Below are 12,813 nucleotides of genomic sequence, written 5' to 3' on the forward strand. Positions count from 1 at the left end.
GACTTCCCACTCCGCACGTGTCCGGGTACGGCGCCGACTACACGCCGACCGCGGTGCCGGCGTGGGCGGAGGCCGCCTGGTACTCGTCGTCGCCCTCGAACCGTGCTTCGCAGCCGGTGGTGAGGGTGCTGGCGACGATGACCGGATCGAGGATCTTGGAGCCGGAGTTCAGCTTGGCGATCCCGCTCTGGTCGGTGGTCGCGGAGCCGACGCGCTGGCCGCTCGCGGTGCTGTAGAAGGTGATCTGCCGCCCCACGATCGGCTTGCCGTCCGTGTCGGTCAGCGTGGCCTCGAAGTCGCCGCTGATCGGTGCGTTGGCGACCACGTGGCCGCTCACCGTGCGTGCCGTGAGCTGGACGGGCTTCTTCTCGGAAGTCATAACGTAACCTCCTGGATGCTCTGGGCTACTCCCTCCACCGTAGGCACGTCCGTGAGGGCCTGCACCCGGGCCGTATCGCCGCAGGTCAGGGCCGTCGGCGGGGCCGCTCCTCACGGGCCGGTCCCGCCCTCGGCGGGGGTGCGGGGAGCGGGCGCGACCCGGTGGCGTCCGGCGCGGGGATCGGGGAGACTCGCGCGCATGGTTTCGGTGTTGCAGAACGTGGCGATCGACTGTGCGGACGCCTATGAGCTGGCGCGGTTCTGGAGTGGTGTGACCGGTCGGCCGTTGGACCCCGACTGCCGGCCGGGGGACCGGGAGACGCAGGTGCTGCTGGCGGAGGGGCCGGTGCTGTACTTCAACCAGGTGTCCGAGGCGAAGACGGTCAAGAACCGGGTCCACCTGTGCCTGCGGCCCGAGACCTCGCGCGACCAGGAGGTGGAGCGGCTGCTCGGCCTCGGCGCCACCTTCGTCGGCGACCACCGGAACCCCGACGGTACGGGGTGGGCCGTCCTCTCCGACCCCGAGGGCAACGAGTTCTGCGTGCTGCGCAGCGACTCCGACCGAGCCGTCACGAACCCCTGACGCCGGCGCGCCGCCGCGGCCGGAGCCGCGACCAGGCCCCGACGCCCAGGGCCGTCCCGATCCCCAGGAAGGCGCCGACCCCGGCCGGCGCGACCCACCCGGTGATCGGCGCCGCCGCGCCGCCACCGTCCCCGGTGAGGGCGAGCAGCGCGGTGAGCAGGCCGTACGGGACCAGTAGCGTCCCCGCGCAGGCCAGGGCGAGCAGCGGCCCGCGCGGGAGGCGCCGTCCCCACGGCCAGGCGAGGGCGCAGGCCATGGCGAGCCCGGTCAGGGCGAGGACGGCGGTGAAGTCGACGCCGTGCCGTTCGAGCCAGACCAGGGCCCCGGGCGCGCCGTTGCGCCGACTTCCCACTGACGGGGTGCCGGGGGCTACCGGGAGAGCAGGACCGCTCCCGTGACCGCCGCCGCGGCCAGGATGACGAGGGCCAGGACCGCGCAGCCGAGGTTCGCCTCCACGGACCCGCGGGTGGCGGCGAGGGCCGGTGTGAAGTCGGCCGGGTTGTCGGGCGCGTAGTGGATCACGACCTCCTGGCCGTACACGGCGGTGGTGTCGGACAGGTACGAGGGCTGGTAGCCGGTGACGGCCGTCCCCTCGGGGGTGGTGAAGGAGTAGACGGGCGTCCGGCTGGTGCGGAGGTCGCCGTCCGCGTCGGTCTCGACGGTCCTGAGGACGGCGATGACGCGGCCCGTCGCGGACGCCATGGCGTCCAGCTCGGCGAGACGCTTCCTCATGCGCCGCCGCTCCCCGGGCAGATGGAAGGCGGTGAGGACGGTGAGCGGCCCGCAGACCGCGACCAGGGCCCACGGCCAGCCCCAGTCGATCGAGGCGACGACCACCAGCCCGACGTAGATCAGGAGGACCGCGGAGTTCGGCAGGCCGAGCCCGCGCCCGCCGTCCTGGGGGCTGTTGGTGAACCGGAAGGCGTGTGGCCGCCCCGGCGGGTAGCGGATTCCGACCTCCCGGCCCACCCAGGCCGTGGTGATCAGGTCGCCGGTCCCGGTGTCGTTCGTGACGACGAACTCCTCGCCGGTGGAGGGATCCCGGAAGCGGACGACCACCGCGATCCCGTCCTCCTGGGAGCTCCCGTTCCGCGGCTCCCGCACCCGTTCGATCCGCCCCGTCACCCGTACCGTCCGCTGCGCCCGGGTCAGGCCGGCCAGCGACCGCCCGTACCCGACCAGCGCGACGAGGCCGAACGCCCCGCACCACAGCGCCAGAACTCCGTGCCAGTTCATCTGCGTCCCGTTCCTGTCCGTGGTTCAGTGCGCCGAGGTGCGCCGCAGCACCCGGCCCTGCCCGTCCGCCTCCAGCACGGCGGCGCCCCCAGGCCCGGTCACGCTGACCGTGATGGTGACGGGGCCGTCGGTGCGGAGGACAGTGATGCTCCAGGCCTGCGGGGCGTGGACGCCGAGGGTGGTTCTGGCCTCCTCGACCAGGGCGGGGAACCGCTCGTAGGGCAGCGACTTCGGGTCGAACTCGCGGGCCTTCGTGCCGGCCGAGGAGAACGTCACCGCCAGCAGGTTGTCCGTCACCTGGAGGGTGGTCACCGGGCCGTACTCGCCGTTCCGGGTCACGGAGTCGATCGACCGGCCCAACGCGCCGTCGTCGAGGAAGGACTGGCCGGCGCCGAGCACGACGGTGCCGGACCCGCCCGTCACCACCTCGGCCGACCATGAGGAGGAGACCGAGGGGTCCGCCGAGGAGGACGGCGGTTCGGCGGGCTGCTGCTCGAACAGGTCCGCGCGGAACAGGAAGACGACGGCCGTGGCGGCGAGCAGCAGGCCGAGGAGCCCGACGAAGCCGACGGCACGGCTCTCGGGAGGCTCGCTCAGCCTGGTCGCCTCGGGTGCGGAGTCGAGTCGGGCTCCGGCCGCCCGCTCCTCCCACTCCGGGGTCGGCCGCTTCACGATCCGCATGTCCGTCGGCCGGTCCGGCGGGTAGCGGACCACCAGGACGGTGCGCGGCACGTAGTCGGGGAGGTCGGCGACGTTGATGTCCTGGGTGAGCTCCACCCGGAACGCGGGCCCGTCGTCCGGTACGACGGTGAGGTCGAACCGCACCGCCCGGTCGGTCACCTGGCCCTCGGGGACGGTCCGGCCCTCGACCACCGCCAGCGCCGTACGCGGGACGACGGCCGCCTCCCGCGCCCGCCGCGGCCAGCCGGCGAGGAGGTACAGCAGGCCGTAGCCGATCGGCACGCCCAGGCCGCCGACGAGCAGCGGCACATTCTCCAGGACGACGCCGACGACCAGCCCGGCGAGCGATCCTCCGATGACGCCACCCGTCAGGAAACTGCGGGCGAGGGCGATCGGCAGGTTGCGCCTGGGCGGCACGCCGGGGGTGATCGTCATACCGGTGATTGTGCCGGGCGGAGGGGCCGGCCGATAGGCCTTTGTGCCGTCACCAGTGGGGAGTTGCTGGCGCCGGGCCCTGCCGGACGGGCTTCGGCCTCGGTCGACTACTCGTCGTAGACGACCGTGAAGTCCCGTTCGGCCGTGGCGAATTCGGCCAGCTGGCTGCGGAGCAGCGCGGCCGAGGACGGGATCTCGCGCTCCAGCTCGGCCCAGCCGGTGAAGCGCAGCTCGCGGGGCATCGCGACGAGGCCGGTGATCGCGTCCCAGAAGGCGTTCCAGTTCCTGCCGTAGAACGGCGGGAAGCCGAGTTCGCGCTTCAGGACGGTGTGGAGACCGCTCTCGTCGCGGACGGATCCGACGTCGATGGTGACGAGGCGGGGCACGCTCGGCGTCGGGTCCTCGGTGGCGCCCGGGATGGACGGCAGCCACCAGCACCAGACCGACCGGTCCTCGGGCCAGGGGCGGCCTTCCTCGTCCGCCCGGTCCTCGAAGACGTCCGTGGCCAGGTCGATGGGCCGCCAGGCGGGGTCGAGCGGCTCGTCGGGCGTCGGCGGCCGGACGAAGCGGCGGCCGCGCTGGTCGCAGGCGCCGTACTCCTGGACGTTCCGCTGGGCCCGCACCAGCGAGACGCTGTTGGCGCCGCGCGACAGGAGCGGCCGGCGGAGCTGGGTCGGATCGTCCTCCCAGGAGCAGACCGGGCAGACGACGGACGAACCGGGCCACCCCTCCCGGACGTCGAAGACGAGATGGCCGCAGCAGGGGCAAGGCCGACGAGTGTCCACCCCGGCAGTCTGGCCCGCCGTCCCGGCCGGTGGCGACCCGGTTTCGCGCGGCCGTTCGTCAGCCTTCCGTTCTGCTCCCCAACTCCGCTGCAACTGTGTGCAATCGGCTCGGGCGCGGCGGCGGTGCGCGGCTACGCTTCTCGGTAGGAGCCGCACGGGGAGTGCGCCGTCCACCCCGACAATTCCCAGGCAGGTGAACCATGCCCTCAGTCATGCCGTCCAGCAGCGCGGTGGCGGTCCGCAAGGAGGTCGCCGACCGGTTGCGCGAGCTGTGCCGCGACGCCGGGTTCAACGGGCGCGAGCTGGCGCTCCGGGCCGGCTGGCACCCCTCCAAGTCCTCCCGGATCATCAACGCGCTGACCTCGCCGTCCGACGAGGACATCCGCACCTGGTGCCGGCTCTGCGGGGCAGAGGAGGAATCGGCCGACCTCATCGCCGCGACGCGCTCCGCCGAGTCGATGTACGTGGAGTGGCGGCGGCTCCAGCGCACCGGGCTCACCCGGCTGCAGAACTCCTACGTACCGCTGTTCGAGCGCACCAGGGTGTTCCGGGTGTACAGCTCCTCCCTCGTCCCCGGGTTCCTGCAAAGCCGGGGCTACGCAACGGCGTTGCTCTCCGCCATCACCCGTTTCCACGGCACCCCCGACGACGTCGCGGACGCGGTCGACGCCCGGCTCGCGCGCTCGCGGATCGTCCGGGAGGGCGGGCGGCGGTGCGCCCTGCTGGTGGAGGAGTCGGTCCTGCGCCACCGGATCGGGGATGCCGGGGTGATGCGCGGGCAGCTGGAGGACCTGCTGGCCGTGACCGCGCTGCCCGCCGTCTCGCTGGGGGTCATCCCGGCGGGCGCGGAGCGGGAGGTGTGGCCGCTGGAGACCTTCAGCCTCTACGACGGCGAGCAGGTGGAGGTGGAGACCCTCACGGCGAGCCTGACCGTCACCCGGCCCCGCGAGATCGCCCACTACCTGGACGCCTTCGAGAAGTTGTCCGGAACGGCCGTGTACGGGGACCGGGCCCGGGCGCTGATCGGTTCGGCGCTCGACACGCTCGGGTGACGCCGCGAATACCACGGTTCGGCGATCGGCAAGGGAGGACGGCCGCGAACCACCTATCCGAGCGAATCTGACGACGCATCAGTTAGCATCCGGTCACTCCGGACCATGATGCGGTCAGCATCCGTTACGGAAAAGGTGGTTCGCATGGCCAGTATCAGTGGGCAGCCGATCCCGGCGATCACCGAGGCGACCCTCACGGAGATCGCCGACAGCGGCCTCCGGGGCCCGGGCAACACCGTCAACCAGGCCGTCGTCGACCTCGGCAACGCCCTGGTGGCGGCCGTCCAGGGCGACGAGAGCGTCCAGCTCCCGCCGGAGCTGGCCGAGCTGGTGGCCCAGGTGCGGCGGATCGCCGAGGTCGAGGTCACCGGGATCCCCGTCGAGGAGAACCTCAAGCTGTCGGCGTTCACCATCAAGCTGCACGGCGACGAGCAGCGCCCGGTCGTGATCCTGCCCGCGGGGTGGAACCCGCTCGGCTGGCTGCCCTTCGTCTACGCCTACTTCAAGCTGGCGCTGCGCGGCTACCACGTGCTGACCTACACCCCGCGCGGCCTCGGCTACCCGGGCTGGATCTCCACCTCCGGGGGGCACATCGACGTCGCCGGGCCCAAGGACTGGGCCGACGGCTCGAAGGTCATCACCTACGCGGAGGGGCACTTCAGCCCGAGCAAGGTCGGCTTCCTCGGCGTGTCCTACGGCTCCGGGATCAGCCAGCTGGTCGCCGCGCACGACCGGGACGAGCGGGTCAAGGCCGTGGTCGCGCTGAGCACCTGGGGCAACCTGGCCACCAGCCTCTACGCCAACGACACCCGGCACGTGGAGGCCGTCAAGGTGCTGGTCGGCTTCACGGGCGGGGAGCGGGACGACAAGTTCGACGAGGAGGCCCTGGACATCCTCGACAAGTTCGACCAGAACCGCGACCTCGACGACGTGGTCGCCTGGGGCACCGAGCGCTCGCCGGAGACGTACCTGGGCAAGACCAACGAACTCGGCATCCCGACCTACATCTCCAACACCTGGCACGAGACCCTCTTCCCGGTCGCCCCGGTGATCGACGTCTACAACCGGCTGACCGTGCCGAAGCAGCTGAACCTGTGGATCGGCGACCACGGCGCGCCGGAGGGCGCCGGACTGTCCGGTCTGCTGACCCACCTGCCGTTCCCCGGCCTGGCGGAGCCCCTTCGGGAGGCCTACGAGTTCCTGGACCACCACCTGCTGGGTGTCGACAACGAGGCGCCGAACCGCCCGCGGGTGACCAACCAGGTCATGTTCACCTACAAGACCAAGCCCGTGCTGGGCGGCGGGCAGCGGATCACCGAGGCCGCCCGCCGGGAGGGCCACGACTCGTGGGCGGACGTCACCACCGGCACGGAGGCCTGGTACCTCACCGGTGTCAACGGCGACGGTGACGGCGCGCTGGCCGACAAGCAGGCCGCCGGCTGGTCGCGGAGCTTCACCGCCGGCCTGGAGACCAAGGCCACCGCGGTGGACGAGGTCATGAAGACGGGCCAGAAGGAGTGGACGGGCAACCCCCGGAAGTACGTCCTGGCCGAGTTCGAGCGGGAGAACCTGCTGGTCTGGTCGACCGACCCGCTGACCGGCAGCGACGGGGTGGCCCGCCGGATCCGGGGCGCCGCGGCGGTCCGGCTGACCGTGCGCAGCACCGAGGAGGCCGCCACCCTGGTGGCGTACCTGTTCGACGTCGCCCCGGACGGCACCGCGCGGATCATCACCCACGAGCCGTACACCGCGCTCGGCCTGACGCCCGGCCAGGACGCCACCGTCGGCTGGGAGCTCCAGCCCGCCGCGTACGACGTGCCGGTCGGCCACCGGGTGGCGCTGGTCGTCAACAGCCGCGACCGGCTGTACGCCTTCACGGGCGAGGTGGGCAGCACCACCACCATCGGTTCGCCGCGCGGGAACGAGTCCCGGCTGGAGCTGCCGCTGGGCTGATCCGCCCGGCGCTCCTGCCCCGGCCCGTAGGCCCCGGCCCGTCGCCCTCGTGGCGGCGGGCCGGTCGGCGTCCGTCAGGCCGTGCTCCTGGCGGAGGTGCCGCGCAGCAGCAGCGCGATGAGGACGGCGAGCAGCGCGCCGACGGCCGCCAGGCCCCACAGCACGGAGTGGAAGGCGGAGTCGTAGGCGTGCGCCAGGAAGTCAGTGAAGGCGCGGTGGTCGGCGGCGCCGGAGAGTTCGGCGGCGCCCGCGAGGTCCCCACCGGCCGCCCGGTCGGCGACCTCGCCGGCCCGGGAGGCGCCCGGGTGCGCGCCAATGCCGTCGGAGATCCGGGTGCCGAGCGCGGTGGCCAGCGCGGAGCCGTACACCGCGACGGCGACGGCCTCGCTGCCCAGGCGCAGGGTGTTGAGGAAGCCCGCCGCCATGCCCGCCATGGCCGGGTCGACCAACTCCAGCGCTTGGCCGTCGACCAGGCCGGCCGACAGCCCCATCCCGGCGCCGGTGATGAGCATCGGGGCGGCGAGCAGCAGCACGGTGGCGGAGGGGGAGAGCAGGGTGAGGGCGAGGTCGCCCGCCACCAGGCAGGCCAGGCTGAGGAGGACCAGGGTGAGCGGGCGCACGCCGCGGGCGACCAGCCTGGCGGCGAGCATCGGCAGGACCAGTACCGGTGCGGTGAGCAGCAGCATCAGCAGCCCGGCGGCGCCGGTGCCGCGGCCGGTGACGGCGGTCAGGTAGCTCGGCAGGTAGGTGAGCACGGTGACGAAGCCGAAGGAGGCGGCCACCGGCACCAGGCAGAGGCCGAGGAAGCGGCGGTCGCGCAGCAGGCCGAGGTCCAGCATCGGGTGGGCGCTGCGGTGCTCGACGGCCGCGAAGACGCCGAGTACGGCGACCGCGCCGGCGAACAGGCCGAGCACGCCCGCGCTGCCCCAACCCCACTGGGAGCCCTGGACGATGGCGGTGGTGAGCAGCACCATGGCGAGTACGAACAGCGCGCTGCCGGGGACGTCGATCCGCCCGCCGCCGGCGCCGCCGCTGCCGCCGGGTGCGGCGGTCACGGCTCGGGCGATCACGGGCAGCGCGAGCAGGACGAACGCCAGGGCGACGGCGTGCACCGCGAACACCCAGCGCCAGCCGAGGCCCTGCACCAGCACGCCGGCCAGCGACGGGCCGAGGGCGACGCCGGCCCCGGCGACGGTGCCGAACAGCGCGAAGGCCCGGGCGCGGGCCGGGCCGTCGAAGACGGTGGAGAGGATCGCCGCACCGCAGGAGAAGATCGCGGCGCCGCCGATGCCGGTGAGGGCGCGGGCGGCGTCCAGCCAGAGCACGTCGGCGGCGACGGCGCTGGCGAGCGAGCCGAGGGCGTAGAGGGCGACGCCGGCGGCGAAGGCCCTGGCCCGGCCGATGACGTCGGCGATCGAGCCCCAGACCAGGGTGAAGCAGGCGAAGGCCACGTTGAAGGCGTTGACCACCCACTGGAGCGGGGCGAGGTCGGCGTGGGTGCCGGCGCCGATCCGGGGGAGGGCGACCGCGGTGCCGGAGATGGACATCGGGACGACGAAGACCGCGAGGAGGACGGCGGCGAGGACGGGCGTGCGGGCGGGGCGTCGCCGCTGGTCGGGGGCGTCTGACGGCGCGGCCGGCATGGCCTGCGTCGGCTGTGCGGCCTGTGTGGGCTGCGTGCTCAAGGGGGCGTGACTCCAGGCTTGAACCGGCCACGGGGTGGCCAGGTACGGATTTGATCGAACCTAAAGCTGCCATGGCGCCGAGGTACGATGCAACCCATACCTTGCGGAGGAGGAACCGATGCCCGACGCCGAAGGCCACCCCTCGACCGGGGAGATGGACCTGCGCACCGTCCTGGGCGCGCTCGCCGACCCGCTGCGCTACGGCGTGGTCGCGGCCCTGCTGCGGGAGGGCGAGGGGGCGGCGCGCACCTGCGCCTCGTTCAACCTCCCGGTCTCCAAGTCCACCCTCACCCACCACTTCCGGGTGCTGCGCGAGTCCGGCCTGATCCGCCAGGTCGACCGCGGCAACAGCCGGGCCGCCACGCTGCGCCGCGAGGACCTGGACCAGCGCTTCCCGGGGCTGCTCGACCTGGTCCGCGGCGACTCCTGACGGCGGGGGAGGTCCAAGCGGAGGTCAAGGAACCTTGACCTCCGCTTGGGGCCGCCGCGGGCTGACGGCGTGTCAAACTGTGCGCCCCGCAGGCCGATGAGGAGAGTTCGGTGGATCTGGCGCGCCCCCTGATCGAGGACTTCCCCGCCCATCCGGACGGCGACCCCGCCGACGCCCTGGCCCGCGCCGTCCGGGACCGCCGCACCGCCCTCGGTCTCACCCTCCCCGACCTCGCCGTCCGCACGGGCCTCGCCGAGGCCGACGTCCGGGCCGTCGAGGCGGGGCACGCGAGGCCGACGCTGGCGCTGCTCACGGTGCTGTCGCGCGCCCTGCGGAAGGTGTAGCCGGGGAGGTCCTCAGACCGGCTCGTAGGAGGTCCGGCGGACCAGGGCGCGGGCGTGGGGGGAGTCCATGGGGTGGGCGAAGAGGTACCCCTGGCCGAGCGGGCAGCCCATCGCGGCGAGCAGGTCGCGCTGGTCGGGGTGCTCGATGCCCTCGGCGATGACCTGGACGCCCAGGGTGTCGGCGATCCGGGTGATGCCCTCGACCAGGGCGTACTGCTGGGGCGAGTGGCCGAGGCCGTCGATGAAGGACTTGTCGATCTTGAGCAGGGAGATCGGGAACTCGCGCAGGTAGGACAGCGAGGAGTAGCCGGTCCCGAAGTCGTCGATGGCGATGCCGACACCGAGTCCGGACAGCGTGGCCATGTCGGCGTGGACGCGGTCGTCGCGGCGCATCAGCACCGACTCGGTGAGCTCCAGGACGAGGGTGTGGGGGTCGATGCCGGTGGCGGCCAGCGCCCGGCGGACCACGTCCACGAAGCCGGCGTCGCGGAACTGGCGGGCCGAGACGTTGACGTTGACCCGCAGCGGCGGCCGGCCGGCGGCCGTCCGCGCCGCCGAGCTCGCGGCGTGCCAGGCGGCGACCTCCTGGGCGGCGCGTTCCAGCACCCAGGCGCCGAGCGGGACGATCTGGCCGCTCTCCTCGGCGAGGGCGATGAACTCGTCGGGCAGCACCATGCCGCGCCGGTCGTGCGGCCAGCGGACCAGCGCCTCGAAGGCGACCAGATCGCCCGAGCGCAGGTCGACGATCGGCTGGTAGTACAGCTGGAAGGCCGATTCGGCGATCGCCGAGTCGAGGTGCTCGTTCAGCTCGTGCCGCTCCACCATGCCGGTCTGGAGGGCCGGCCGGTAGTGGCGCCACTGGCGGCGGCCGGCCGCCTTGGCGGAGTAGAGCGCGAGGTCGGCGTGGGTGAGCAGCTCGGTCGCGTCCACGCTGTCCTCGGTGGTCGCCACACCGATGCTGGCCGTCACCCGCACCGTGCCCGACGTGAGCTTGAACGGTTCGGCGAACACCGCCAGCACCCCGGACGCGATGGTGTCCACGTCGGCGGGCCGTCTCGCGTCCTCCACCAGGACGGCGAACTCGTCGCCGCCGAGCCGGGCGGCGGTGTCCGAGGCGCGCAGCGCGGTGGAGATCCGCAGCGAGACGGCGACCAGCAGCTCGTCGCCGACCGCGTGTCCCTGGGTGTCGTTGACCACCTTGAAGTCGTCCAGGTCGATGAAGAGCACCCCGGTGACGGCCCCGCTGCGCTCGCCCCGGGAGAGCGCGTGCCCGACCCGGTCCTGGAACAGCACCCGGTTGGCCAGGCCGGTCAGCGAGTCGTGGAAGGCCCGGTGGGTCAGCTCGCGCTCCATCTGCCGCTGCTCGGTCACGTCGCGCAGGGTGAGCACCAGGGCGCCGACGGTCGGGTCCGCGCGCAGGTCGTCGGAGCGGACCTCGGCCTCGATCGGGGTGCGGTCCTGGCGCAGCAGCCGCCAGTGCTCGCGCGGCTGCTCGCCCCGGGGCGGCTCGGCGGTCCCGCGCATCCGGGCCAGCGCCTTGCCGACCTCCCGGCTGTCCTCGGGCGGGACCAGGTCGGTCAGCGGGGTGCCGGCCAGGTCGGGGCGGCCGAGCACCGTCGCGGCGGACGGGGAGGCGTAGCGCACGCCGTCGTCGGCGTCGAGGATCAGGATGACGTCGCTGGCGTTCTGCACCAGGGTGCGGAAGTACAGCTCGCTGTTGCGCTGGGTGACCTCGCGGCTCAGCACCACCCGCTCGACCGCGAGGGCCGCCTGCGCGGCGAGGATCTCCAGCGAGCTCCAGAGGCCGGCCAGCTCCTGCTCCGTCCCGGTGACGACGAGCGCGCCGATCAGCGGGTCGCCGGAGGGGCGCTCGGCGAGGGTGAGCGGGCAGACCAGGGCGTACGGCATGCCGCCGAGGCGGGCGAGGAGGCCGCCGTCGGCCGGGGTGGCGGCCGGGTCCAGGCCGAGGGAGCCGACGGGCAGCAGCACGGTCTCCCGGGCGGTGGCGAGCTCCAGCACCCGGTCGGACTGCGCGGTGTCCCCGGGTGTGGGCCGGGGGGTGTCGCTCCCGGCGTGCCGGACGTGCAGCACCCCGGCCTCGGCGACGGAGAGCAGGGCGACGTGCCCGGCCTCGGCCGGCATCAGGGTGGAGGCGGCGGACTGGACGGCGTCCGCGACCTCCCCCACCGTGACGGCCGCGGTCAGCCGGGCGCCCGCCTCGCGCAGCGCCCGCTCGCGGGCCACGGCCTGCCTGCGGGCGGAGACGACCACCGCCAGCCGGGCCAGCACCAGCAGGTAGAGCACCGCCGAGAAGGCGCCGATCACGCCCGCGTTGCTGGTGTTGCCGGCCAGTGCCTCGATGATCAGGATCGCCGGGGCGATCAGCGAGGCCAGGGTGAGCAGCACCAGCCGGGCGGTGCTCAGGTCCGGCTGCTGGGTGGGCACCGGCCGGGTCAGCTCGACCATCGACGGGTGCAGCGCCGCCGCGCCCCAGGCGGTGTAGAAGGCCGCCCAGCCGAGTTCGACCGGCGTGCCGATGTGCCAGGTGCCGTGCAGCTGGATCAGCCCGTACAGCACGTCGGAGACCATGATGCCGAGCGAGCCGACGGCGAGCAGCTGCAGGGAGCGGGAGTTGCCGCCGCGCGGGGTCAGCAGCCGCAGCAGCAGGGCGAGCACGACCACGTCGCCGAGCGGGTAGGCGATCGAGACGGCCTTCTGGAACCAGTCGAGGTCTGGGTTCCGGGCGTACGGGAGGATCAGGTAGATCCAGGCGAGCAGGGCCAGCCCCATGGTGGGGACGAGGGCGTCGAGCAGCCCGGCGCGGTCCTGACGGGCCGTGCGCCAGCGGATGAAGCCCAGCACGCCGACCGCGTACAGCACGTACTCGGCGAGGTAGAAGCCGTCCGCGACGGACGGGAACGGGTTGGGCACGTGCAGGATGTCCAACTGGACGGCCTGCACCACCTCGCCCACCGTGAAGCTGAGGTTGGCGAGCGCCAGCACGTACCAGTAGCGCGCGTGCGCGGGACGGTTGAGGCGGACGCCGACCACGATGGCGGCGACGCCGCCGAGGCCGATGCCGGTCCACCAGATGATCCGCTGGCCGGGATTCGCGTAGTAGATGCCGGTGAACAGCACCATCCAGAGCAGGTAACAGACCATCAGGTGTTGTCGCCGGCGAGTCAACGAGGCTACCTCCTCCACGACATCACCCCGCCGGTCGGGCGGGGGAGTTCGGGTGAGGACGGGAC

12 protein-coding genes are annotated in these 12,813 nt (G+C 73.3%); 5 read left to right on the plus strand and 7 right to left on the minus strand.

The window, feature by feature from the left end:
- Nucleotides 1-37: 37 nt before the first annotated feature.
- Complete coding sequence (locus ACFU7Z_RS07535) at nucleotides 38-379, minus strand: hypothetical protein (protein WP_117490663.1); 342 nt, start codon at nucleotides 377-379, stop codon at nucleotides 38-40.
- A 198-nt stretch (nucleotides 380-577) separates the two neighbouring features.
- On the opposite strand from ACFU7Z_RS07535, the gene ACFU7Z_RS07540 reads away from it, so the two are divergent.
- A complete protein-coding gene (locus ACFU7Z_RS07540; protein ID WP_117490665.1) occupies nucleotides 578-961 on the plus strand; it encodes a VOC family protein in 384 nt (127 codons plus the stop codon).
- Here the strand turns inward: ACFU7Z_RS07540 and ACFU7Z_RS07545 are convergent.
- From ACFU7Z_RS07545 to ACFU7Z_RS07560, 4 genes are all read right to left on the minus strand, one after another.
- Nucleotides 948-1,313, minus strand: a complete 366-nt coding sequence (locus ACFU7Z_RS07545; protein ID WP_380776856.1) for a hypothetical protein — start codon at nucleotides 1,311-1,313, stop codon at nucleotides 948-950. The two genes, ACFU7Z_RS07540 and ACFU7Z_RS07545, sit on opposite strands and share 14 nt — an antisense overlap.
- 17 nt (nucleotides 1,314-1,330) lie before the next feature.
- Entirely contained in the window at nucleotides 1,331-2,197 is an 867-nt protein-coding gene (locus tag ACFU7Z_RS07550; RefSeq protein WP_380776858.1) for a DUF3592 domain-containing protein, read from the minus strand.
- Between the two features lie 24 nt (nucleotides 2,198-2,221).
- Nucleotides 2,222-3,313: a hypothetical protein gene (locus tag ACFU7Z_RS07555; protein ID WP_380776859.1), complete on the minus strand. Its 1,092-nt coding sequence runs from the start codon at nucleotides 3,311-3,313 to the stop codon at nucleotides 2,222-2,224.
- 107 nt (nucleotides 3,314-3,420) lie between these two features.
- Entirely contained in the window at nucleotides 3,421-4,098 is a 678-nt protein-coding gene (locus tag ACFU7Z_RS07560) for a CPCC family cysteine-rich protein (protein ID WP_380776860.1), read from the minus strand.
- 212 nt (nucleotides 4,099-4,310) lie between these two features.
- On the opposite strand from ACFU7Z_RS07560, the gene ACFU7Z_RS07565 reads away from it, so the two are divergent.
- Complete coding sequence (locus tag ACFU7Z_RS07565) at nucleotides 4,311-5,150, plus strand: helix-turn-helix domain-containing protein (protein ID WP_380776862.1); 840 nt, start codon at nucleotides 4,311-4,313, stop codon at nucleotides 5,148-5,150.
- 144 nt (nucleotides 5,151-5,294) lie between these two features.
- Nucleotides 5,295-7,103 (plus strand): CocE/NonD family hydrolase C-terminal non-catalytic domain-containing protein, encoded by a 1,809-nt coding sequence (locus tag ACFU7Z_RS07570; RefSeq protein ID WP_380776864.1) that lies wholly within the window; start codon nucleotides 5,295-5,297, stop codon nucleotides 7,101-7,103.
- Nucleotides 7,104-7,177: 74 nt separating this feature from the next.
- Here the strand turns inward: ACFU7Z_RS07570 and ACFU7Z_RS07575 are convergent, their stop codons facing one another.
- On the minus strand, nucleotides 7,178-8,746 hold the full coding sequence (locus tag ACFU7Z_RS07575) for an MFS transporter (protein WP_380776887.1): 1,569 nt from the start codon (nucleotides 8,744-8,746) through the stop codon (nucleotides 7,178-7,180).
- A 160-nt stretch (nucleotides 8,747-8,906) separates the two neighbouring features.
- On the opposite strand from ACFU7Z_RS07575, the gene ACFU7Z_RS07580 reads away from it, so the two are divergent.
- Both ACFU7Z_RS07580 and ACFU7Z_RS07585 read left to right on the plus strand, forming a co-directional pair.
- Complete coding sequence (locus ACFU7Z_RS07580; protein WP_049650999.1) at nucleotides 8,907-9,218, plus strand: helix-turn-helix transcriptional regulator; 312 nt, start codon at nucleotides 8,907-8,909, stop codon at nucleotides 9,216-9,218.
- 110 nt (nucleotides 9,219-9,328) lie between these two features.
- Nucleotides 9,329-9,562, plus strand: coding sequence for a multiprotein-bridging factor 1 family protein (locus tag ACFU7Z_RS07585; RefSeq protein ID WP_380776865.1), 234 nt, complete (start codon nucleotides 9,329-9,331; stop codon nucleotides 9,560-9,562).
- A 12-nt stretch (nucleotides 9,563-9,574) separates the two neighbouring features.
- Here ACFU7Z_RS07585 and ACFU7Z_RS07590 read toward each other — a convergent pair whose 3' ends face one another.
- On the minus strand, nucleotides 9,575-12,748 hold the full coding sequence (locus ACFU7Z_RS07590) for a bifunctional diguanylate cyclase/phosphodiesterase (protein ID WP_159028424.1): 3,174 nt from the start codon (nucleotides 12,746-12,748) through the stop codon (nucleotides 9,575-9,577).
- Nucleotides 12,749-12,813: the final 65 nt, after the last annotated feature.

It is taken from the genome of Kitasatospora sp. NPDC057518 (assembly GCF_042802075.1).
Classification (GTDB): domain Bacteria; phylum Actinomycetota; class Actinomycetes; order Streptomycetales; family Streptomycetaceae; genus Kitasatospora.